This window comes from Corallococcus sp. RDP092CA (assembly GCF_041903675.1).
Classification (GTDB): Bacteria; Myxococcota; Myxococcia; order Myxococcales; family Myxococcaceae; genus Corallococcus.
The window spans coordinates 58,149-77,803 of the sequence record NZ_JAYESI010000030.1 but is presented as its reverse complement, the minus strand read 5'-3'; the positions used below and the strand labels follow the sequence as shown (position 1 = coordinate 77,803).

24 protein-coding genes are annotated in these 19,655 nt (G+C 71.6%); 19 read left to right on the top strand and 5 right to left on the bottom strand.

Going from position 1 to position 19,655, the window contains the following annotated elements:
- Positions 1-182 precede the first annotated feature (182 nt).
- The 5 genes from U8525_RS26945 to U8525_RS26925 form a co-directional block, all read right to left on the bottom strand.
- The gene (locus tag U8525_RS26945; RefSeq protein ID WP_374269413.1) at positions 183-1,133 is read right to left on the bottom strand and encodes a metallophosphoesterase; all 951 of its coding nucleotides are present in this window, start codon (positions 1,131-1,133) and stop codon (positions 183-185) included.
- Between the two features lie 13 nt (positions 1,134-1,146).
- A complete protein-coding gene (locus tag U8525_RS26940) occupies positions 1,147-2,505 on the bottom strand; it encodes a sensor histidine kinase (RefSeq protein ID WP_374269411.1) in 1,359 nt (452 codons plus the stop codon).
- Positions 2,506-2,512: 7 nt separating this feature from the next.
- Positions 2,513-3,193 carry a response regulator gene (locus tag U8525_RS26935; protein ID WP_374269410.1) on the bottom strand — a complete coding sequence of 227 codons (681 nt, stop codon included), beginning with the start codon at positions 3,191-3,193 and terminating at the stop codon, positions 2,513-2,515.
- A 135-nt stretch (positions 3,194-3,328) separates the two neighbouring features.
- A complete protein-coding gene (locus tag U8525_RS26930; protein WP_374269408.1) occupies positions 3,329-3,826 on the bottom strand; it encodes a hypothetical protein in 498 nt (165 codons plus the stop codon).
- Positions 3,823-4,272, bottom strand: coding sequence for a hypothetical protein (locus U8525_RS26925; RefSeq protein ID WP_374269406.1), 450 nt, complete (start codon positions 4,270-4,272; stop codon positions 3,823-3,825). The genes U8525_RS26930 and U8525_RS26925 overlap by 4 nt, the downstream gene beginning before the upstream one ends.
- A 68-nt stretch (positions 4,273-4,340) precedes the next feature.
- On the opposite strand from U8525_RS26925, the gene U8525_RS26920 reads away from it, so the two are divergent.
- From U8525_RS26920 to U8525_RS26830, 19 genes are all read left to right on the top strand, one after another.
- Positions 4,341-4,655 (top strand): hypothetical protein, encoded by a 315-nt coding sequence (locus tag U8525_RS26920; RefSeq protein WP_374269404.1) that lies wholly within the window; start codon positions 4,341-4,343, stop codon positions 4,653-4,655.
- A 227-nt stretch (positions 4,656-4,882) separates the two neighbouring features.
- The gene (locus U8525_RS26915) at positions 4,883-5,482 is read left to right on the top strand and encodes a DUF177 domain-containing protein (protein ID WP_374269402.1); all 600 of its coding nucleotides are present in this window, start codon (positions 4,883-4,885) and stop codon (positions 5,480-5,482) included.
- Positions 5,483-5,540: 58 nt separating this feature from the next.
- Positions 5,541-5,729 carry a 50S ribosomal protein L32 gene (gene rpmF / locus U8525_RS26910; protein ID WP_014395447.1) on the top strand — a complete coding sequence of 63 codons (189 nt, stop codon included), beginning with the start codon at positions 5,541-5,543 and terminating at the stop codon, positions 5,727-5,729.
- Positions 5,730-5,749: 20 nt separating this feature from the next.
- On the top strand, positions 5,750-6,811 hold the full coding sequence (gene plsX, locus U8525_RS26905; protein WP_374269400.1) for a phosphate acyltransferase PlsX: 1,062 nt from the start codon (positions 5,750-5,752) through the stop codon (positions 6,809-6,811).
- Positions 6,812-6,855: 44 nt separating this feature from the next.
- Positions 6,856-7,857: a beta-ketoacyl-ACP synthase III gene (locus tag U8525_RS26900; protein WP_374269399.1), complete on the top strand. Its 1,002-nt coding sequence runs from the start codon at positions 6,856-6,858 to the stop codon at positions 7,855-7,857.
- Positions 7,858-7,885: 28 nt separating this feature from the next.
- Positions 7,886-8,824, top strand: coding sequence for an ACP S-malonyltransferase (fabD, locus tag U8525_RS26895; RefSeq protein ID WP_374269398.1), 939 nt, complete (start codon positions 7,886-7,888; stop codon positions 8,822-8,824).
- The gene (gene fabG, locus U8525_RS26890) at positions 8,821-9,570 is read left to right on the top strand and encodes a 3-oxoacyl-[acyl-carrier-protein] reductase (RefSeq protein ID WP_374269396.1); all 750 of its coding nucleotides are present in this window, start codon (positions 8,821-8,823) and stop codon (positions 9,568-9,570) included. The genes fabD and fabG overlap by 4 nt, the downstream gene beginning before the upstream one ends.
- A gap of 105 nt (positions 9,571-9,675) precedes the next feature.
- Positions 9,676-9,924, top strand: coding sequence for an acyl carrier protein (acpP, locus tag U8525_RS26885; protein ID WP_014395452.1), 249 nt, complete (start codon positions 9,676-9,678; stop codon positions 9,922-9,924).
- Between the two features lie 88 nt (positions 9,925-10,012).
- Positions 10,013-11,269, top strand: coding sequence for a beta-ketoacyl-ACP synthase II (gene fabF, locus U8525_RS26880; RefSeq protein WP_374269393.1), 1,257 nt, complete (start codon positions 10,013-10,015; stop codon positions 11,267-11,269).
- A 102-nt stretch (positions 11,270-11,371) separates the two neighbouring features.
- A complete protein-coding gene (rpiB, locus tag U8525_RS26875; protein ID WP_374269391.1) occupies positions 11,372-11,818 on the top strand; it encodes a ribose 5-phosphate isomerase B in 447 nt (148 codons plus the stop codon).
- A gap of 58 nt (positions 11,819-11,876) precedes the next feature.
- Positions 11,877-13,133, top strand: a complete 1,257-nt coding sequence (gene glyA, locus U8525_RS26870; RefSeq protein ID WP_374269390.1) for a serine hydroxymethyltransferase — start codon at positions 11,877-11,879, stop codon at positions 13,131-13,133.
- A gap of 9 nt (positions 13,134-13,142) precedes the next feature.
- Positions 13,143-13,646 carry a transcriptional regulator NrdR gene (nrdR, locus tag U8525_RS26865; RefSeq protein ID WP_374269388.1) on the top strand — a complete coding sequence of 168 codons (504 nt, stop codon included), beginning with the start codon at positions 13,143-13,145 and terminating at the stop codon, positions 13,644-13,646.
- 10 nt (positions 13,647-13,656) lie between these two features.
- Positions 13,657-14,820, top strand: coding sequence for a bifunctional diaminohydroxyphosphoribosylaminopyrimidine deaminase/5-amino-6-(5-phosphoribosylamino)uracil reductase RibD (gene ribD / locus U8525_RS26860; protein ID WP_374269386.1), 1,164 nt, complete (start codon positions 13,657-13,659; stop codon positions 14,818-14,820).
- A gap of 39 nt (positions 14,821-14,859) precedes the next feature.
- Positions 14,860-15,525: a riboflavin synthase gene (locus U8525_RS26855; RefSeq protein WP_374269384.1), complete on the top strand. Its 666-nt coding sequence runs from the start codon at positions 14,860-14,862 to the stop codon at positions 15,523-15,525.
- A 26-nt stretch (positions 15,526-15,551) separates the two neighbouring features.
- A complete protein-coding gene (gene ribE / locus U8525_RS26850; protein ID WP_374269382.1) occupies positions 15,552-16,052 on the top strand; it encodes a 6,7-dimethyl-8-ribityllumazine synthase in 501 nt (166 codons plus the stop codon).
- A 5-nt stretch (positions 16,053-16,057) separates the two neighbouring features.
- Positions 16,058-16,483 carry a transcription antitermination factor NusB gene (gene nusB / locus U8525_RS26845; RefSeq protein ID WP_374269380.1) on the top strand — a complete coding sequence of 142 codons (426 nt, stop codon included), beginning with the start codon at positions 16,058-16,060 and terminating at the stop codon, positions 16,481-16,483.
- Positions 16,480-16,971 carry a M17 family peptidase N-terminal domain-containing protein gene (locus U8525_RS26840; protein WP_374269378.1) on the top strand — a complete coding sequence of 164 codons (492 nt, stop codon included), beginning with the start codon at positions 16,480-16,482 and terminating at the stop codon, positions 16,969-16,971. The genes nusB and U8525_RS26840 overlap by 4 nt, the downstream gene beginning before the upstream one ends.
- Before the next feature lie 54 nt (positions 16,972-17,025).
- Complete coding sequence (locus U8525_RS26835) at positions 17,026-17,400, top strand: response regulator (RefSeq protein ID WP_374269376.1); 375 nt, start codon at positions 17,026-17,028, stop codon at positions 17,398-17,400.
- Positions 17,397-19,655 (top strand): chemotaxis protein CheA, encoded by a 2,259-nt coding sequence (locus tag U8525_RS26830; RefSeq protein ID WP_374269374.1) that lies wholly within the window; start codon positions 17,397-17,399, stop codon positions 19,653-19,655. The genes U8525_RS26835 and U8525_RS26830 overlap by 4 nt, the downstream gene beginning before the upstream one ends.

Genomic DNA, 19,655 nt, shown 5'->3' with positions numbered 1-19,655 from the left:
CCTCCCGCGTCGTCGTCGCCTGAGGTGTTGCTAAGGCCCGGAGCGCCCCCGTGCACCTGTGCGTGTGGGAGGCCGGGCGGATTTCGCGGTGCGAAAAGCCCGCTGTCCGTCAGAAGCGCCGGCGCGCGTGTCCATTCCCGGACGCGCCCGCCCCACGCGCACGCACCCGGTGGGCGCGGGCCTCACCCGTCCAGGTCGGTGAGCGCGTCGGGCGGCAGCGGCGCGGCGCCCGTCACCGTGCCGTCCAGGTCCAGCGGCAGCGTGGCCGGATCGACCTCCGGCGGAGGGCTCTTCTCGAAGGGCGCGGCGAGCGTGGGCCGCGCGCCCCCGGCCCCCGGAGGCGGGCGCAGCACGGGCCCCGGCGGGGGCAGCCCCGAGTGCCGCCGCGCGGCCTCCATCAGGGCGTTGTGGTGGCGGTATCGCGCCTCCACGAGCTTGTGGATGAGCAGCGGCCCGCCGGGCACGCGGCGCGCGGTGAGGGCCTGGGTGGCCTTGCGCACCGGGTAGCGCACGCGGCGGATCTGCACGCGCCAGCCCTTGGGGGTGAAGGTGAAGACGCCGTAGGCGGGGCGCAGGTCGCCGTCGCGGGGAATCCCGGCGCTGGCCACGTCCGCGATGAGCATCCGGCCCACGCGCCGCCGGTAGGGGAAGTGCAGGTGCCCGAAGGCGCACGCGGCCGCGTCCAGGTGCGTGAAGAAGCGGCGCACCGCGTGGTCGTCCAGCGTGGGGTCCAGCGACTCCTCCAGGTTGCGGGGGTTCGCGTGGCAGATGAACAGGTCCTGCCCCTTGCGCGGCGTGTAGCGCAGGGAGAAGGGCATCTGCCCCAGCTGCTGGAGCAGCGCGTCGCCCAGCTGGTCGCGCGTCCAGCGCAGCAGCTCCGTCTTCCAGTGGTCGCGCTCGCGGTACGCGCCGCCCAGGTAGGTGCCGGCGAGGTAAGCGTCCGTGTTGCCCATGATGAGCGCGTGGCAGCGGCTGAAGAGCAGCTCCACCGTCTCGCGCGGGTGCGCGCCCCGCAGCGCCAGGTCCCCCGCCGCGACGATGTAGTCCGGCGCCACCGACTTCGCGATGTCGTCCAGCACGGCCTCGCAGGCCGGAAGGTTCCCGTGAATGTCCGCGAGGATGGCGACCCGCATGGCCGCCCCCATCCTAGCCCGTCGCCGCCGTCGGGCCAGCCGCCGCGGGTAGAAAAATGACAAAGGTACTGCCCGCGTTCGGCTGGCTCTCCACCTTCACCTCGCCGTCCATCGCGCCCATCAGATGTTTCACGATGGAAAGGCCCAGCCCCGTGCCGCCCATGTCCCGGCTGCGCCCCTTGTCCACCCGGTAGAATCGCTCGAAAATCCGGGAAAGATGCTTGGGCTCGATTCCCACGCCTGTGTCGCGCACGCGCACGACGCACCGGCCGCCCTCGTACGCTCCGTCCACGTCCACCCGGCCGCCCTCGGGCGTGTACTTCACCGCGTTGTCGAGCAGGTTGAGGAGCACCTGCTCGATGGCCCTCCCGTCCCCCAGGGCCACCAGCTCCGGCGGCACGTGCAACCCGATTTGCTGGTTCTTGCCCTCGGCCTTGGGGCGCACGCCCTCCGCGGCGCGGGAGACGGCCAGGGCCAGGGGCACCTCCGTGCGCTGGAAGCTCATCTCGCGCGCCTCCAGGCGGGAGAGCTCCAGCAGGTCCTCCACCAGCTCGGAGAGGCGCTCGGACTGGCGGTGGATGATCTCCACCATCTTCGGGGCCACCCGGGTGTCCTGGAGCGCGCCGCCCTGGAGCGTCTCCGCGTAGCCGCGGATGGCGGTGATGGGCGTGCGCAGCTCGTGGGAGACGTTGGCCACGAAGTCCTTGCGCACCTTCTCCAGCCGGCGCAGTTCGGTGACGTCGTGGAAGACGGCGGCGCTGCCGGGCAGGTCGCGGCTCACGGGCGTCACGCGCACGGCCAGGGTGCGGGAGAACAGGCCCTCGAGCGTCAGCTCCAGCCGCGTGGAGGCGCCCTCCTGACAGGCGCGGGCCACCGCCTCGTTGAGGGCCTCGTTGCGGATGAGCGCGAGCGGCCGCTGGCCCACGATGGCGTTGGCGGGCCGGAGCATCTCCGCGAGCGCGTCGTTGTGGCGCACCACGGTGCCCTCCGCGTCCGTCACCCAGAGCCCCTCCGCCATGCCGTCCAGCACGGCGGTGAGGATGCGCGCCTCCTGGTTGAGCGCGGCGGCGCGCGTGGACAGCTTGTCGTCCAGCGTGTCGATGGCGTCTTCCAGCTGCGCCAGGTCATCCGTGCGCTCCAGGCCCGCGGGCGCCGCCACGTCCACGCCCGCCGCCAGCGACTGCGTCTTCTGGGTCAGCGCGCGCAGCTGCCGCTCCATGGCCACGCGGCTCGTCCCCAGGGCCAGCGCGGAGCCCGCCAGCGTGACGAGCCCCGCGGCGAGCGCGCCCGCCGGGTGCCCGAAGACGACGAGCAGCGTCGCGACCAGGAGGGGAGGCACGAGCAGGGACAGGAGCGTGAAGCGCAGGGGCATGGCGGCCTCACGGGGGGCTGAGCTTGTAGCCCACGCCGCGCACGGTCTCGATGATGTCGCCCGCGGGCCCCAGCTTCTCGCGCAGGCGCTTGATGTGCGTGTCCACGGTGCGCGTGTGGATCTCCGCCTGGATGCCCCAGACGTCGGACAGGAGCACCTCGCGCGTCTGCACGCGGTCGCTGCGCTCCAGGAGCGTGCGCAGCAGGCGGAACTCCAGCGCGGTGAGGATGACCTCCTCGCCCTTCACCCGGACCTGGTGGCGCGACGTGTCCAGGCTGATGTCGCCTGCGGCCAGCACCGCGGCGGGGCCCTCCTCCGCGTCCGCGCGGCGCAGCACCGCCTTCACGCGCAGGAGCAGCTCGCGCACGGAGAAGGGCTTCACCACGTAGTCGTCCGCGCCCAGCTCCAGGCCCTGGATGCGGTCGGCCTCCTGGCCCTTGGCGCTGACGATGACGACCGCGGCCTTCTTCAGCTCCGGGTCGTTCTTGAGCATGCGGAGGACCTCACCGCCCGCCACGTCCGGCAGCATCAGGTCCAACAGCACCAGGTCCGGGGGGTGGGCCCGCGCCCGGGCGAGCCCGCCCGCGCCGGTGTTCGCCGTGTCCGTCTCGAAGCCCGCGGCGCGGAGGTTGTAGTCGACGAGTCCGGCCAGGTCCTGCTCGTCCTCGATGATGAGGATGCGCGCCATGAAGGTGCTCCCGCGAAGGGGATGGAGTGCGTGGCGTCCCGTAACAGATTCGTTCCGGTCCGCTCGGGACATCCATGTGACATCCGTGCGCCAAGTCCGCCCGCCCGCCCCCCAGGGCGCGGGCGGGCGGCGGCTTCAATGGGCGAACACCGGGTCGCAGTCCTGCGCGGTCAGCTCGATGGGGGCCGCCACCAGGGGCGCGTTCGTGCCGGAGTGCACCTCGCGCAGGTAGTTGCAGGAGCTGCCGAGGAAGCGGGTGGGCGTGTCGGCCGTCAGCGCCTCGATGACGAGCGCGTAGTCGCGGCCCACCGGGACGTCCACCGAGAGACCCTGGGCCGCGCCGCCGGGGGCGGAGGGGAAGCGCAGCGTGCGCCCCGAGTGGCCCTCCGCGTCCTTCAGCTCCAGCAGGTCGCCCGCGGCCACCTGCGACGACAGGCAGGTGCGCTGCAGCTCCGTGCAGTTGCGCTTCGCGCCGTCCTTCAGCACCGCCACCTGGTAGGCCCCCACCTGGCTGGCGACGGCGCGGCTCAGCGTGATGTCCAGCCCCAGCGGCGGCGCCTCCGACGCGGCGCCCGGCCCACAGCCGGTGACGAGGGCCAGCAGGCCCGGGAGCAACAGCGCCGGGGGCTTCATGGCGCGGCGTCCTCCACGCGGATGGTGATGGGGACCCGGCCGCGCTCCTCCGACGAGGACAGGGCCACCACCCCGGCCGTGCCGCCGATGGCCACCGCGCCCACGGCCACCCAGAGCCAGGGGCTCTTGTACCAGGGGCGGCTCGTCCCTTCCGTCACGGCCGGGGTCGGCGCGGTCCGCGGCGCCACCTGGAAGAGGAGCGGGTGGAACGGGTCCCCGCGCCCGGCCAGGCGCCGCTGGGCCGCGTCCACGACCTCGAAGTAATACTCCACCTCATAGGACGTGCTCTCCACGGGCAGCTCGTAGCCGGGCAGCACGGCGCGGTAGTGCTCCGGCCGGCCGCGGTCGCGCACGAAGTCCACCGAGGAGAAGCCCTGCGCCCCGGCGCGCCGGTAGAACAGCCGGGCCCTCGCGCCCAGCGCCATGTCCCGGAGGACGGCGTCCACCTCCACGCGCTCGCCCGGCGCCGGGTCCGGGATGGGTCCACCTCCAGGGTGACGGGGAGGACGCGGCGGTGGCGCAGGTCCTCCTTCAGCTTCGCGAAGAGGCTGCGGACCTTCGGCGGCGCGGAGCGGGGCAGCTCGAAGTCCGGCCGGGCCTGGAGCAGCTTCTCGTACGCCCCGCGCGCCAGGGCCTCGTCGCCCAGGTAGAGGGCGGTGAGCCCCTGCAGCCGGTAGAGCTCCACCAGCTCGTCGTCCGTGACGTCGGGGGCGTCCAGCCCGCCCTGCACCACGCCCAGGGTCTCCTGGAAGCGGCCGGCCTCCAGCAGGGCCTGCGCCTCCTCGATGGCGGCGTTCGTCGGGCCCAGCTGGAAGAGCAGGGGGGATGAGGGAGGAAGGGGCGCACGGGCCTGCGCCGGCAGGGCGAGCATCAGCCCGAGCCCCCAGACGCAGGGTGCGCCCCGCCAACCGCGGGCAGGGGTGCGCATCAGATGGAAAGCTACCAGAGCGGTGTTGAGTGGATCCATGCGGCGCGGCCTGGGGGCCCAACCCGGCGTGTTGACTGACGGGGGGAGTCCCTCTATGTTGCGCGCCCTTTTGCCGGGAAGCCTTGTAGATGGTCGTAAAGATTGAGCAAATCAAAGACGCGGGGCTGACGCTCGACGAGCCCATCGCTCCCGAGGTCCTCAAGGAGGCCCTGGAAGGCCAGGGGTCCGGCGAGGGCACCGGCTTCCAGGCGACCGGTCCGTCCACGCTCCACGCCACCCTGCGCAAGGTCAGCGGCGGCGTGCTGCTGCGGGGCGGCTTCACCGCCCATGTGGGCGCGCCCTGCAAGCGCTGCCTCGCGGACGTGAAGCTGGACCTGCCCGTGTCCTTCACCATCAACCTGGTGCCGGAGTCCCTGGCCCGGGGCGACGACTTCCTGGACGACGACGAGAAGTCCATGGAGAAGAAGGAACGCACCCAGGGTGAATCCGCGGGTTCCTTCGAGCTGAACGACACCGACGAGCAGGTTTTCGATGGCAAGACGATCGATCTGGATCCGATCGTCCGGGAGCAGGTATTGCTCGCGCTCCCGATGAACGCGGTCTGTCGGGAAGACTGCCAGGGGCTCTGCTCGCAGTGCGGCCAGAACCTCAATGAGAAGAAGTGCGGCTGTGAGCCGAAGGTCGTGGACCCTCGACTGTCGCCGCTGAAGAACATCAAGCTGAACTGACGGTCCCTATGCCCCTCGCAGGTCGCGAGGGGGGACGGGTCCGATGCCGAGGTGAGCCGTGGGAGTTCCCAAGAAGCGGACGTCGAAGATGCGCCGGGACCGTCGTCGGGCCGGCAACAACAACCTGCGGACCCCCGTGCAGGTCATCAAGTGCTCCAAGTGCAAGGAGCCCGTGATGCCGCACCGCGCCTGCGCGGCCTGTGGCAACTACGGTGGCCGTGAGGTCATCGCGACCGCCGCGGAGTAGTTGAAAGCGGAAGGCTGCCGGTGCGGCTCGTCCTCGACGCGATGGGTGGCGACCACGCCCCCGACGCCGTCGTGGAAGGGGGCGTGCTGTTCGCGCGAGCGTATCCCGGGCACGAGCTCGTGCTGGTCGGGGACGCCACGCGTGTGCGCCCCGTCCTGGAGCGCGCCGGCGCGCCCCCCAACGTGCACCTCCACCACGCGTCCGAAGTGGTGGAGATGGACGACCCCGCGACGGCCGTGTTCCGGCGCAAGCGGGACTCCTCGCTCCGGGTGGGCTTCGAGCTCGTCCGGCAAGGGGAGGCGTCCGCCCTCGTGTCGGCGGGCAACTCCGGCGCGGTGATGGCCGGCGGCATGCTGACGCTCGGCCGCATCCCCGGCGTGGAGCGTCCGGCCATCGCGGCCCTGTTTCCGGCCCTGAAGGGCGAAGGCCGCTGCCTCCTGCTGGACGCCGGCGCCAACGTGGACTGCCGCCCCTCGCACCTGGCCCAGTTCGCCGTGCTCGGCGAGGCCTACTCGCGCACCCGCCTGGGCGTGAAGCGCCCCCGGGTGGCGGTGCTCTCCAACGGCGAGGAGGAGTCCAAGGGCACGCAGCTCACGCGCGACGCGAGCGCGCTCCTGCGGCGCTCCGACCTGGAGTTCGTGGGCTACGTGGAGGGCAAGGACCTGTTCTCCGGCGACGTGGAGGTCGTCGTGACGGACGGCTTCACCGGCAACATCGTCCTCAAGACGTCCGAGGGCGTGGGCATGGGCATCACCGGCCTCTTGCGCTCCGCCATCGAGAAGCGCGGCGGCCTGCCGGAGAAGCTGGGGGCGCTCCTGCTCAAGCCCACCCTGGCGGGGCTGCGCCGCGTCATGGACTACGCCGAGTACGGCGGCGCGCCGCTCCTGGGGTTGCAGGGGGTGGGCATCGTCGCGCACGGCCGCTCCTCCCCCCGGGCCATCCACAACGCGCTCGTCACCGCGCTGCAGCACGTGCGCGCGGGCGTGCAGGAGGAGCTGACGCGCTGCATCGCCAACGCCGCCGCCTGGCTTCCTCCCCACCAGCGGGGAAGGAAGGCGGACGGAGACGAAGGGGCCGATTAGAGCGCGCCGCCCGGGCGTTGGACTCCGACGAATTCGGAGGCCCCGTGGCACGCACGCACATCATCGGAACCGGTTCCTATGCCCCCACGCGGGTCCTGACCAACCAGGACCTGGAGCGCCTGGTGGAGACGAGCGACGCGTGGATCCGCGAGCGCACCGGCATCCAGGAGCGCAGGCAGGCCGCCCCGGACGAGGCGACGAGCGACCTGGCGGTGAGCGCCTCCCGCAACGCGCTGGAGATGGCGGGCGTGGCGCCTGGAGACCTGGACCTCATCGTCGTGGGCACCGTCACCGCGGACATGCCCATGCCGTCGTGCGCCGCGCTGGTGCAGGCGAAGCTGGGGGCCAGGCGCGCCTTCGCCTTCGACGTGTCCGCCGCGTGCGCCGGCGGGCTGTACGCGCTCAGCGTGGCGGACCAGTTCGTGCGCTCGGGGCAGGTGAAGCGCGCGCTCGTCGTGGGCGCGGATCTGCTCACCCGCGCGGTGGACTGGAAGGACCGCAACACCTGCGTCCTCTTCGGGGACGGCGCGGGCGCCATGGTGCTGGCGCCCGCCCCGGACGCGGAGGACGACGCCATGGCGCCGCGCGGCATCCTCTCCACCCACCTGCGCACCGACGGCGACCTCGCCAACCTCCTCTGCATCCCCGCGGGCGGCTCGCGCACCCCCGTCACGTCGGACAACGTGGATGCAAATCTCCACAAGCTCAAGATGAACGGGAAGGAGGTGTTCCGCTTCGCGGTGCGGGCCCTGGTGGAATCCACCCAGGCGTCGTTGGGGGCCCACGGACTGGACACGGCGCAGGTGGACCATGTCATCGCCCATCAGGCCAACCTGCGAATCCTGGAAGCGGTGATGGAGCGGCTGGAGATTCCCAAGGAAAAATGCTGGCTCAACCTGCACAAGTACGGCAACACGTCGTCCGCCTCGCTGCCCATGTCGCTGGATGAGGCGCAGCGCGCCGGCCGCCTCCAGCGCGGGGACGTCATCGCGATGATGGCCATTGGCGCGGGCATGGCGTGGGGCAGCGCGGTGGTGCGCTGGTAGGCAGGACGACACAAGGAAGGACCGCAACATGGCGAAGGTCGCGTTCGTGTTTCCCGGGCAGGGCAGTCAGGCCGTGGGGATGGGCAAGGACCTCTACGAGCAGTTCCCTGAAGCGCGGGCCGTCTTCGACGCCGTGGACGACGCGCTGCACGAGAAGCTCTCCACCACCTGCTTCGAGGGCCCGGAAGAGGCGCTGAAGCTCACCGCCACCACCCAGCCGGCCATCCTCACGGTGTCGGCCGCGGTGCACGCGGTGTTCCAGAAGCGCGGCCCGGCCCCGGCGTTCGTCGCGGGCCACTCGCTGGGCGAGTACTCCGCGCTGGTGGCCGCGGGCGCGATGTCGCTCCAGGACGCGGCGCGGGCGGTGCGCGCGCGCGGCACCTTCATGCAGGAGGCGGTGCCCGTGGGCACGGGCGCCATGGCCGTCATCCTGGGCCTCACCCCGGACGCGGTGAAGGCCGCCTGCGACGCCGCGGCGGAGGGGCAGGTCGTCGCCCCGGCCAACTACAACTCGCCCGAGCAGACGGTCATCGCGGGCCACGCGGCCGCGGTGGAGCGCGCGGGCGCGAGGTGCAAGGAGGCCGGGGCCAGGCGCGTGATGCCGCTGCCCGTCTCCGCGCCCTTCCACTGCGCGCTGATGGACCCCGTGAAGCCGCGCCTGGCGGAGGTGCTGTCGGGCGTGCGCATCCAGGCGCCGTCCGTGCCGGTGGTGACCAACGTGGAGGCCCGCCCCAACGCGGACGCCGCGCGGGTGGTGCCGCTGCTCCTGGAGCAGGTGAGCGCGCCGGTGCGCTGGATTGAGTGCGTGGAGGCGCTCAAGGCGAACGGCGTCACGCACGTGGTGGAGCTGGGGCCGGGCAAGGTGCTGGGCGGCCTCATCAAGCGCATCACCAAGGACATCGAATCGTTCAACGTCGAAAACGCCGCGACCCTGGAGAAGGTGCTCGCCGCGCTGGGGGCAGCATGAGCGGCTTCAAGGACAAGGTGGTGCTGGTGACGGGCGGCTCGCGCGGCATCGGCCGGGCGTGCGCGCAGGCCTTCGCGAAGGCCTGCGCGTCCACCGTGGTCATCAGCTACGTGGGCAACGAGGCCGCCGCCCAGGAGACGGTGGGCCTGCTCCAGCAGGCGGGCGCGAAGGCGGAGGCCGTGAAGTTCGACCTGGCGGACACCGCCGCGTGCGCGGGCGCCATCGACGGCATCGTCAAGGCGCACGGCCGGCTGGACGTGCTCGTGAACAACGCGGGCATGGCCATTGACGGCCTGGTGATGCGCGTCAAGGACGAGGACTGGGACCGGCAGCTGGACACCAACCTCCGGGGCGCCTTCGCGCTCATCCGCGCCGCCAGCCGGCCCATGATGAAGCAGCGCTCCGGCGCCATCGTCAACCTCACCTCCGTGGTGGGGGAGATGGGCAACCCGGGCCAGGCGGCCTACTCGGCCGCCAAGGCGGGGCTCATCGGCCTGACCAAGTCGGTGGCCCGGGAGCTGGCCAGCCGGAGCATCCGCGTCAACGCCGTGTCCCCCGGCTTCATCGGGACGGACATGACGTCGCACCTGGACGACGAGCTGCGGCAGAAGATGGTGGGCGGCATCGCGCTGGGCCGCCTGGGCAACCCGGAGGAGGTCGCCGGGGCCGTGCTCTTCCTCGCGAGTGATGCGGCGTCCTACATCACCGGCGAGGTCCTGAAGGTCAACGGCGGCATGTACATGTAAGCCAAGGTTGGATTGCCGCCGGGCGTGGGATATACCGCGCCCGCCTTGAAGACGGCCCGCGAATCAAACGGCGGGCCCCATCTGGAGCTGGAGGGTTCCGTACGTATGTCCACCACCGCAACCGACGTGGAAACCAAGATCAAGTCCATCATCGCCGACCAGCTCGGTGTGGGTGAGGATGAGATCAAGCCCGAGTCGTCCTTCATCGAGGACCTGGGCGCGGACAGCCTCGACATCGTCGAGCTGGTCATGGCGATGGAAGAGGAGTTCGAGGTCGAGATTCCGGACGACGAGGCGGAGAACATCAAGACCGTCGGCGACGCCGTGAACTACGTGAAGACCCACAAGAAGTAGGCAGTCGCGACACCCGGAAGTCCGGGGCCCTGGGGGAGCGTCCTCAACCGGCGCTTCCGCGCCCCATCGCGGTCAGCGGAGAAGAACAGTGTCAAACCGTCGAGTCGTCATCACCGGCACCGGCATGATTTCCGCGCTGGGCACCGGCACCGAGAAGAACTGGCAGGCGATGCTGGCCGGTCAATCCGGTATCGGTACGATCACCCGCTTCGATGTGAAGAAGCTCGGTGCGAGCATCGCGGGCGAGGTGAAGGACTTCGAGCCCGAGAAGTTCATCGACAGGCGCGAGGTGCGCCGGATGGACCTGTTCGCCCAGTACGCGATGGCGGCGGCCGACATGGCGGTCAAGGAGTCGGGCCTGCCCATCGGCCCGGACGCGCCCCATGGCTACCGCCCGGAGCGCGTGGGCGTCATCGTGGGCTCCGGCATTGGCGGCATCTCCTCCCTGGAGGAGCAGCACCAGAAGGGGCTGGAGAAGGGGTTCGACCGGCTGTCGCCCTTCTTCATCATCCAGATGATCGTCAACATGGCGCCCGGGCTCATCTCCATGCGCTACAACTGCAAGGGCCCCAACTGGGCCCCGGTGTCGGCCTGCGCCACCAGCGCCCACGCCATTGGCGAGGCCTGGAAGTCCATCCGCCTGGGTGAGACGGACGCGGCCATCGCCGGTGGCGCGGAGGCGGCCATCACCCCGCTGGGCATGGGCGGCTTCTCCGTGATGAAGGCCCTGTCCACCCGCAACGACGACCCGCAGCGCGCCAGCCGTCCCTTCGACAAGGAGCGCGACGGCTTCGTGATGGGCGAGGGCGCGGGCATCGTCGTGCTGGAGGAGCTGGAGGCCGCGAAGAAGCGCGGCGCCAGGATCCTGGCGGAGGTGGTGGGGTACGGGGCCAACTCGGACGCGTACCACGTCACCCAGCCGGCGCCGGAGGGCGAGGGCGCGGCGCGCTGCATGCGCTTGGCGCTGGAGTCCGCGGGGATGCGGCCGGAGCAGGTGGGCTACGTCAACGCCCACGGCACGTCCACGCCGTTCAACGACGCCAACGAGACCAAGGCGCTGAAGGCCGTGTTCGGCGAGCACGCGCGCAAGCTGATGGTGTCGTCCACCAAGTCCATGACGGGCCACATGCTCGGCGCGGCGGGCGGCGCGGAGGCGGTGGTGAGCGTGCAGGTGCTCACGAAGAACGTGATTCCGCCCACCATCAACCTGACGTCGCCGGACCCGGACTGCGACCTGGACTACGTGCCCAACACGGCGCGCGAGGCCCACGTCGACGCGGTGATGAGCAACTCGTTCGGCTTCGGCGGCACCAACGCGGTGCTGGTGTTCAAGCGCTTCGCCTGACGGCCCTTCCGGCCCGCTGCCTCCGGTGACGGGAGCGGCGGGCAGGGGCCTCCTACCCGGCCCCGCCCCCAAGGCGCGGGCCCCGCCTCCCGGAGTCCGGCCGTGAAAGTCATCCTCGCCTCCGACCACGCGGGCATCGAGCTGCGCCAGGAGCTGGTGGCGCTCCTGGAGGAGCGCGGCACCGGGTACCAGGACCTGGGCCCCCAGACGCGCGAGTCCGTGGACTACCCGGACTTCGCCTCGCGGGTGGCCCGCCAGGTGGTGGCGGAGGCCGGCACGCTGGGCGTGCTGGTGTGCGGCACCGGCATCGGGATGAGCATCGTGGCCAACAAGCACCGGGGCATCCGGGCGGCCCTGTGCACCACCGAGTTCGAGGCGCGGATGACCCGCGCGCACAACGACGCCAACGTGCTGTGTCTGGGCCAGCGCGTGGTGGGCGCGGGCGTGGCGCGCGGCATCCTGGAGGCCTTCCTCTCCACCGCCTTCGAGGGCGGCCGCCACGAGAAGCGCGTCCAGAAGATTCGCGACGTCGAGGCCCAGCAGCGCTGACGGGCCGGTGAAGCGTCCCCTCGCAGTTCCCTTCGTTCGCAGGCCAGGAGGCAACCCCATGGAGAACACCCGCACGCTGTCCCAGGTGGATCCTGAAATCGCCCAGGTGCTCCGGCACGAGACGGAGCGTCAGGAGGAGGGGCTGGAGCTCATCGCCTCGGAGAACTTCGTCAGCCCGGCGGTGATGGAGGCGGTGGGCTCCGTGCTCACCAACAAGTACGCGGAGGGCTACCCCGGCAAGCGCTACTACGGCGGCTGCGAGGTGGTGGACGTGGCGGAGAACCTGGCCATCGCCCGCGCGAAGGAGCTGTTCGGCGCGGACGCGGTGAACGTGCAGGCGCACTCCGGCAGCCAGGCCAACATGGGCGCCTTCATGGCGCTGATGAAGCCGGGCGACACCATGCTGTCGCTGGACCTGAACTCCGGCGGCCACCTCACCCACGGCGCGGCGTTCAACTTCTCCGGCAAGCTCTACAAGGTCGTCCACTACGGCCTGTCCCGCGACACGGAGACCATCGACTTCGCGCAGGTGGAGTCGCTGGCCCTGGAGCACAAGCCCAAGGTGCTGGTGGTGGGCGCGAGCGCGTACCCGCGCACGCTCGACTTCGCGAGGTTCCGGGAGATCGCCGACAAGGCGGGCGCCGCCATGCTGGTGGACATGGCCCACATCGCGGGCCTGGTGGCCGCGGGCGTGCACCCTTCGCCGGTGCCCTTCGCGGAGATCGTCACCACCACCACGCACAAGACGCTGCGCGGCCCACGCGGCGGCATGGTGCTCAGCCGTGAGGCCTACGCGAAGACCATCAACAGCCAGATCTTCCCCGGCATCCAGGGCGGCCCGCTGATGCATGCCATCGCGGGCAAGGCGGTGGCCTTCAAGGAGGCGCTGTCGCCGGAGTTCAAGGCGTACCAGAAGCAGATCGTGTCCAACGCGCAGGCGCTGGCGGAGGCGCTGAAGTCTGCGGGCCTGCGGCTGTGCTCGGGCGGCACGGACAACCACCTGATGCTGGTGGACCTGCGCGCCAAGAAGCTCACCGGCAAGGTGGCCGAGGACGTGCTGGGCAGGGCGGGCATCACGGTCAACAAGAACATGATCCCCTTCGACCCGGAGAAGCCCACGACGACGTCCGGCGTCCGGGTGGGCACCCCGGCCATCACCACGCGCGGCATGCGCGAGGCGGAGATGGCGGTGGTGGGCCGGCTCATCGGCCAGGCGCTGGACGCCGCGCAGGACGACGCGGCGCTCGCGCGGGTGAAGGGCCAGGTGAAGGAGTTGGCCCAGGGCTTCCCGCTGTACGCCTCGCGCCTGAAGTAACCCAAGCCCGTGCGCTGCCCCTTCTGCCAGGACCCCGAGAACAAGGTCATCGACTCGCGCGAGTCGCACGAGGGCTCCGTCATCCGGCGGCGCCGCGAGTGCTTGGCCTGCAAGCGCCGCTTCACCACGTACGAGCGGGTGGAGGAGCTCTACCCGCTCATCGTGAAGAAGGACGGGCGCCGCGAGGCCTTCGACCGCGAGAAGATCCTCAACGGCCTGAAGAAGGCGTGCGAGAAGCGCCCGGTGTCCGCCGCGCAGCTGGAGGCGACGGTGGAGGACATCGAGCGGATGCTCCAGGGGATGGGGGAGAAGGAGGTGCCCTCCTCATCCATTGGCGAGCAGGTGATGCGGCGGTTACAGCAGCTGGACGAGGTGGCCTACGTGCGCTTCGCGTCCGTGTACCGAAGCTTCCGGGACATCTCCGAGTTCATGCACGAGCTGAAGGACCTGCTCGAGGACCAGGAGCGTGAGCGCAAGGCGAAGCCGCCTGTGACTCCGCCCAAGGACGGTTAGGAAGGGCGGTATGCGCTTGCTCACGCGGTCACGGTTGCAGGCGGAGAAGGCCCCCCGCTCCAAGCGCGCGGCGGACTTCGACCGCGCGGTGGCCGAGTTCTTCATGCGCATCGCGCTGGAGGAGGCCGCCAAGGGCCTGGGCCGCACCAGCCCGAACCCCGTGGTGGGGGCGGTGCTGGTGAAGGGCGGCCGCATCATCGCGCGGGGCCACCACAAGAAGGCCGGCACGGCGCACGCGGAGGTCGTCGCGCTGGAGGCCGCGGGCTCCAAGGCGCGCGGCGCGGACCTCTACACGACGCTGGAGCCGTGCGACCACTACGGGCGCACCCCGCCGTGCAGCCTGGCGGTGCTGGAGGCCGGCGTGCGGCGCGTGTTCAGCGCGTCCTCGGACCCCAACCCGCTGGTCAGCGGCAAGGGGCTCAACCGGCTCAAGCGCGGCGGCGTGGCGGTGGTGACGCACGTCCTCAAGGAGGAGGCGGACGCGCTCAACCGGCCCTTCCTCAAGATGATGCGCACGGGCCTGCCCTGGGTGACGCTCAAGGCGGCGGTGACGCTGGACGGGAAGATCGCCGCGCCCTCGGGGGACTCGCGGTGGGTGACGGGCGAGGCGTCCCGCGCGTGGGTGCACCGGCTGCGCAACCAGGTGGACGCCATCCTCGTGGGCGCCAACACCGTGCGCATGGATGACCCGCAGCTCACCACGCGGCTGCCCGGCGGCGGCGGGAAGGACCCGGTGCGCGTGGTGGTGGACTCGCACCTGCGGCTGTCCCCGGGCCACACCGTCTTCGCGCAGCGCAGCCCGGCCCGCACCATCGTCGCCACGCTGGAGGATCCGGAGGGCCGGCGCGCCCGGCGCTTCCTGGCCCAGGGCGTGGAGGTGTGGAACGTGCGCGCGAAGCAGGACCGCGTGGACCTGAAGGCCGTGCTCAAGCGCGTGGGCAAGGAGGGGCTCAACCACGTGCTCGTGGAGGGCGGCGCGGGGCTGTACGGCACGCTGCTGCGCGAGCACCTGGCGGACGCGCTCGCCCTGTTCCTCGCCCCCAAGCTGGTGGGAGCGGGGGGCCTGACGTGGGCTGGCGAGCTGGGCGTGAAGGACATGGCCCACGCCCTGGCCGTGAAGGACCTGACGGTGGAGAAGGTGGGGGAGGACGTCCTCCTGCGCGCGCTGCTCTGAAGGCCAGCGCCCGGCCGGGGCATCCGTTAGAGTCCGGCCATGTTCACCGGCCTCATCCAGGACACTGGCACCATCACCCGCGTCGCCTCTGGCGCGATGACCGACTACTGGATTCGCACCTCGCTGGGCGCGGAAGCGTTCGCCCTGGGTGAATCCATCGCCGTGGACGGCGCCTGCCTCACGGTGGTGGAGAGGGGCGGGGACACCTTCCGCGTGCAGGCGGCCCCGGAGACGCTGCGGCGCACCACCCTGGGGGCCCGGAAGGCGGGCGACCGGGTGAACCTGGAGCGGGCGCTCGCCCTGGGGGACCGGCTGGGCGGGCACCTGGTGTCGGGCCACGTGGACGCCGTCAGCGAGGTCCTGGAGACGTACGCGGAGGGCGGCTCGTGGGTGATGGTGTTCCGGCTGCCCCCGGAGCTGGCGCCCTGCTTCATCGAGAAGGGCTCCGTCACCATCGACGGCATCAGCCTCACGGTGAACGCGGTGGGGGCGGACCGCTTCCAGGTGCAGCTGATTCCGGAGACGCAGCAGCGCACCACGCTGCACGGCAAGGGCCCCGGGGCGAAGGTGAACCTGGAGGGCGACCTCATTGGCAAGTACGTGGCCCGGCTGTACGCCCTCCGGGGCGCCCCGGAGGCCGCCGCCCAGGGCGTGGGGCTGACGGAGGCGGTGGTGCGGGCGGCGGGTTTCAGCCCTCGCGGGTAGGGGGCAGGTGGTGTAAGGAGCGCGCCATGCCTCGCTATTTCGAAGGGGACTTCCTCCCCCCCCTGGGCCGGTTCGCCATCTGCGTGTCCCGGTTCAACAGCTTCATCACGGAGGAGCTCTTGAAGGGCGCCGTGGACACCCTGGTGCGCCATGGCGTGAAGGACGACGCCATCGACGTGTACCGCTGCCCCGGCACCTATGAGCTGCCCGGCCTCACCCGCCGCGTGTCCGAAGGCGGCCAGTACGCGGGCATCATCGTCCTGGGCGCGGTGATTCGCGGCGGCACCCCCCACTTCGACTACGTGGCCGGCGAGTGCGCCAAGGGCATCGGCTCGGTGGCGTTCAGCGCGGCGGCCGGCGCGAAGCCGGCGGCGGTGACGTTCGGCGTGCTCACGTGCGATACCGTGGAGCAGGCCATCGACCGGGCGGGCGTGAAGGCGGGCAACAAGGGCGCGGAGGCCACGCTGGCCTGCATCGAGATGGTCAACCTCTTCGCGCGCATGACGGGCGCGGAGCGAAAGGGGTAGCCGGGATGGGCGCGCGCAGAACGGCACGGGAGCGGGCGCTGCAGGCCCTCTACCAGATGGAGATGACCCAGGGCGCCACCACGCGGGAGGCCCTGGACTCGGCGTGGGCCGCCTCCGCGGAGGAGGGCAAGCCGGAGCCGGACGCGGTGAAGTTCGCCCGGGAGCTGGTGGAGGGCGTGGAGGCGCACCGCGCGGAGATCGACGCGCTGATTGAACGCCACAGCCACAACTGGCGCCTGGACCGCATGTCCCGCATCGACCGGAACGTGCTGCGGGTGGGCATCTTCGAGCTGAAGTACCGCCCGGACATCCCCCGCAAGGTGACCATCAACGAGGCGGTGGAGCTGGGGAAGAACTTCGGCAACGAGGAGTCGAGCGCCTTCGTCAACGGCCTCCTGGACCGCGTCGCGGTGGCGCTCGGGAAGCCGTGAGCCAGACGCAGACCCTGGACGTGGGCCTGGAGGGCCTGGACGCGCTGAGTGGGGTGGACGCCCTCTGCCTCTTCGTGGCCGAGGACGACCGCCCCCTGCCGTCCTCCGCGGGCTTCGTGGACTGGCGGCTGTGCGGCGCCCTGTCGCGCGTGCTCCAGGGCGGGTTCTTCACCGGCGTGAAGGACGACTGGCTCCTCCTCCCGTCGGACGGGAAGCTCTCCGTGCCGCGCATCTTCGTGGTGGGGCTGGGCTCCCGGAAGCGCCTGGACGCGGCCGCGCTGGGCGAGGCGCTGGCGGAGGCGGGCCGGGTCTTGAGCCGCGCGAAGGTGGAGTCGGTGGCGCTGGAGGTGCCCCAGGGGTCCTCCTTGAGCGACTCCGCCCGCGCGGAGGCGTACCAGCGGCAGTTCCTCCCCGCGTTCAAGGGGGGACGGGTGTCGCTCCTCGCGGACAAGGGGCTTGTCGGGTCGCTGTCATCCCGGAAGGGCTGACGCACAGCGGCCGGGTGGGGGTTCTGCTAGCATCCGGCCCCCGAGGCGCGCGCGATGAAGTTCAAGGTGTTGATCGTCGAGGACTCCAAGGTGTCGCGCGAGCACATCGCCGCGACCGTGGAGGCCGTGGAAGGCGTGGAGGCCGTCACCACCGCCAGCGGCTTCGAGGCGCTGAAGCTGCTGCCGCGCCAGCGCTTCGACCTCATCATCACCGACATCAACATGCCCGACATCAACGGGCTGGAGCTCATCAACTTCGTCAAGAAGAACCCCAACTACCGGGACGTGCCGCTCATCATCGTCACCACCGAGGGGCGTGAGCAGGACCGCTCGCGGGGCATGGCGCTGGGCGCCGCCGGCTACCTGGTGAAGCCCTTCCAGCCGGAAGAGCTGGAGGCGCTCGTGCGGCGCTTCCTGAAGCCGCTGTGACGCCCGGGGGCAAGGCGCTGGCGGAGTTCGTCGCCGAGGCCACCGAGATCCTGGACGCGCTGGGCCGCGACCTCCTGGCCCTGGACGAGGCGCGCGGCCAGGAGGCCGACCCCGAGCACATCAACGGCATCTTCCGCGCGGCGCACTCGCTCAAGGGCCTGTCGGGCCTCTTCGGCCAGGAGCGCATCAGCCAGCTGGCGCACGCGGCGGAGGACCTGCTGGACCGCCTGCGCCTGGGCCGGCTGACGCTGGACGACCAGGTCCTGGACACGCTGGTGGACGCGCTGGACACGTTCCAGGCGCTGCTCGGGGAGGCGTCCCGGAGCGAGGAGGGCGCGGAGCTGACCCAGCGCACCGGCGACATGGAGGGGCGCATGGCGCGGCTGGGGTCGCCCCCGCCCGCCGTGGAAGAGGATCCGCTGGAGCGGCTGGAGCTGGACGCGGCGGTGCGCGCCGTCTTCACCGAGTACGAGGAGCACCGGCTGCGCGAGAACGTGCGGCGCGGGGTGGCGCTGTGGCGGGTGCGGGCGGCGTTCGACCTCACGGACTTCGACCAGGGGCTGGCGGACCTGAACGCGCGCCTCAAGCCCCTGGGCGAGGTCATCAGCACGCTGCCCTCGTCGCGGCCGGGGGGCGCCAACGGCATCGCGTTCGACCTCATCTTCGGCGCGAAGGTGGGCGCGCGGGCGCTGGAGGAGGGCCTCCAGGGCACGCCCGCGGAGCTGGCGCCGCTGTCCGTCCGCCCGCCCGGAGCGGCCCCGGCGGGGCCCGCGCTCGACGCGCCTCCGTCCCGCGACGCGGCCCCGGCCACGCTCGCGCGGCAGGACGTCCAGGCGCTGCCCCCGGACGACGACGCAGGGGAGGCCGAAGAGGACGCCGAGGCGCCGGTGGAGGCCACCCGCCTCGCGACCGTGCCCGTGAGCCCGGCGGGTGGCCCTCCGCGCGTGCACGCGGTGGCGCCTCCGGCCACGGTGGTGGGGCTCCAGGCCGCCGCGTCCGCGCCCATCCCCGCGGGCCGTCCCCGGGCGGAAGAGACGTCGCTGCGCTCGCTCACGCAGACGGTGCGCGTGGACATCGGGCGGCTGGACGGGCTCATCAACATGGTGGGCGAGCTGCTGCTCATCAAGGCCAACCTCCAGCGGCTGGCGGAGACGTCCCGGCAGGACGGCACCGTCGCGCTGTCCAAGCTCTTCGGCCAGGAGCTGTCGCGCGAGACGCGGCAGCTGGAGCGCAAGCTGGAGGCGCTCCAGGAGGGGCTGCTCGAAGCGCGCATGGTCCCGGTGGGCCAGGTCTTCGACAAGCTGGCGCGGCTGGTGCGGAAGATCGCCCGCGAGGCCGGCAAGGAGATCGACTTCGTCAGCTCCGGCGGCGAGGTGGAGCTGGACAAGCTCATCGTCGAGGAGCTCAGCGATCCGCTGATGCACCTCATCCGCAACGCCATCGACCATGGCGCGGAGGGGCCGGAGGCGCGGCTCGCCGAGGGCAAGCCCCGGCGCGCGGTGGTGCGGCTGAGCGCGGAGCAGAAGGGCAACCACGTCGTCATCAGCGTGTCCGACGACGGCTCGGGCATCGACGAGGTGCGCGTGCGCGAGGTGGCGCTGTCGCGCGGGCTCGTCACCCCGTCGCAGGTGAGCGAGATGACGCGGCGCGAGCTGCTCAACCTCATCTTCCTGCCGGGCTTCTCCACCCGCTCCAGCGTCAGCGCGCTCTCCGGGAGGGGCGTGGGCCTGGACGTGGTGAAGAACAACCTGGGCAACCTGTCCGGCGTCATCGACGTGTGGAGCGAGCGCGGCCGGGGCACGGCCTTCCACCTGACGCTGCCGGTGACGCTGGCCATCGTGCGCGCGCTGGTGGTGGGCGTCAGCGGCCGCACCTACGCGGTGCCGCTCAACAGCGTGCTCGAGATCCTCTCCGTGCAGCCGCGCGACATCCGCACCGTGGAGCGCCGCGAGGTGCTGGACCTGCGCGGCCAGACGCTGCCCTTCCTGCGGCTCGGGCGCCTGTTCCACCTGCCGGAGCGCGAGGTGAGCCGCCACTTCGTCGTCGTGGTGGGCCTGGCGCAGCAGCGGCTGGGCATCGCGGTGGACGAGCTGTTCGGCCAGCAGGACATCGTCACCAAGCCCCTGGGCGGCCGGCTGAGCCGCGTGAAGGGCATCTCCGGCGCCACGGACCTGGGCAACCGCCGCACCGTGCTGGTCCTGGATGTCGCGGAGCTCCTGGAAGAGGGCATCGCGCAGGAGCGGCGCCGCGCTTGA

Bases quoted from the DNA above. Each gene is read 5' to 3' on its own strand.
- fabD (WP_374269398.1), top strand. From the start codon at position 7,886: ATGGCGAAGGTCGCGTTCGTGTTTCCCGGGCAGGGCAGTCAGGCCGTG.
- U8525_RS26915 (WP_374269402.1), top strand. From the start codon at position 4,883: ATGGTCGTAAAGATTGAGCAAATCAAAGACGCGGGGCTGACGCTCGAC.
- ribD (WP_374269386.1), top strand. From the start codon at position 13,657: ATGCGCTTGCTCACGCGGTCACGGTTGCAGGCGGAGAAGGCCCCCCGC.
- U8525_RS26940 (WP_374269411.1), bottom strand. From the start codon at position 2,505: ATGCCCCTGCGCTTCACGCTCCTGTCCCTGCTCGTGCCTCCCCTCCTG.
- fabG (WP_374269396.1), top strand. From the start codon at position 8,821: ATGAGCGGCTTCAAGGACAAGGTGGTGCTGGTGACGGGCGGCTCGCGC.
- U8525_RS26935 (WP_374269410.1), bottom strand. From the start codon at position 3,193: ATGGCGCGCATCCTCATCATCGAGGACGAGCAGGACCTGGCCGGACTC.
- ribE (WP_374269382.1), top strand. From the start codon at position 15,552: ATGCCTCGCTATTTCGAAGGGGACTTCCTCCCCCCCCTGGGCCGGTTC.
- U8525_RS26945 (WP_374269413.1), bottom strand. From the start codon at position 1,133: ATGCGGGTCGCCATCCTCGCGGACATTCACGGGAACCTTCCGGCCTGC.
- U8525_RS26835 (WP_374269376.1), top strand. From the start codon at position 17,026: ATGAAGTTCAAGGTGTTGATCGTCGAGGACTCCAAGGTGTCGCGCGAG.
- nusB (WP_374269380.1), top strand. From the start codon at position 16,058: ATGGGCGCGCGCAGAACGGCACGGGAGCGGGCGCTGCAGGCCCTCTAC.
- U8525_RS26930 (WP_374269408.1), bottom strand. From the start codon at position 3,826: ATGAAGCCCCCGGCGCTGTTGCTCCCGGGCCTGCTGGCCCTCGTCACC.
- U8525_RS26855 (WP_374269384.1), top strand. From the start codon at position 14,860: ATGTTCACCGGCCTCATCCAGGACACTGGCACCATCACCCGCGTCGCC.
- acpP (WP_014395452.1), top strand. From the start codon at position 9,676: ATGTCCACCACCGCAACCGACGTGGAAACCAAGATCAAGTCCATCATC.
- glyA (WP_374269390.1), top strand. From the start codon at position 11,877: ATGGAGAACACCCGCACGCTGTCCCAGGTGGATCCTGAAATCGCCCAG.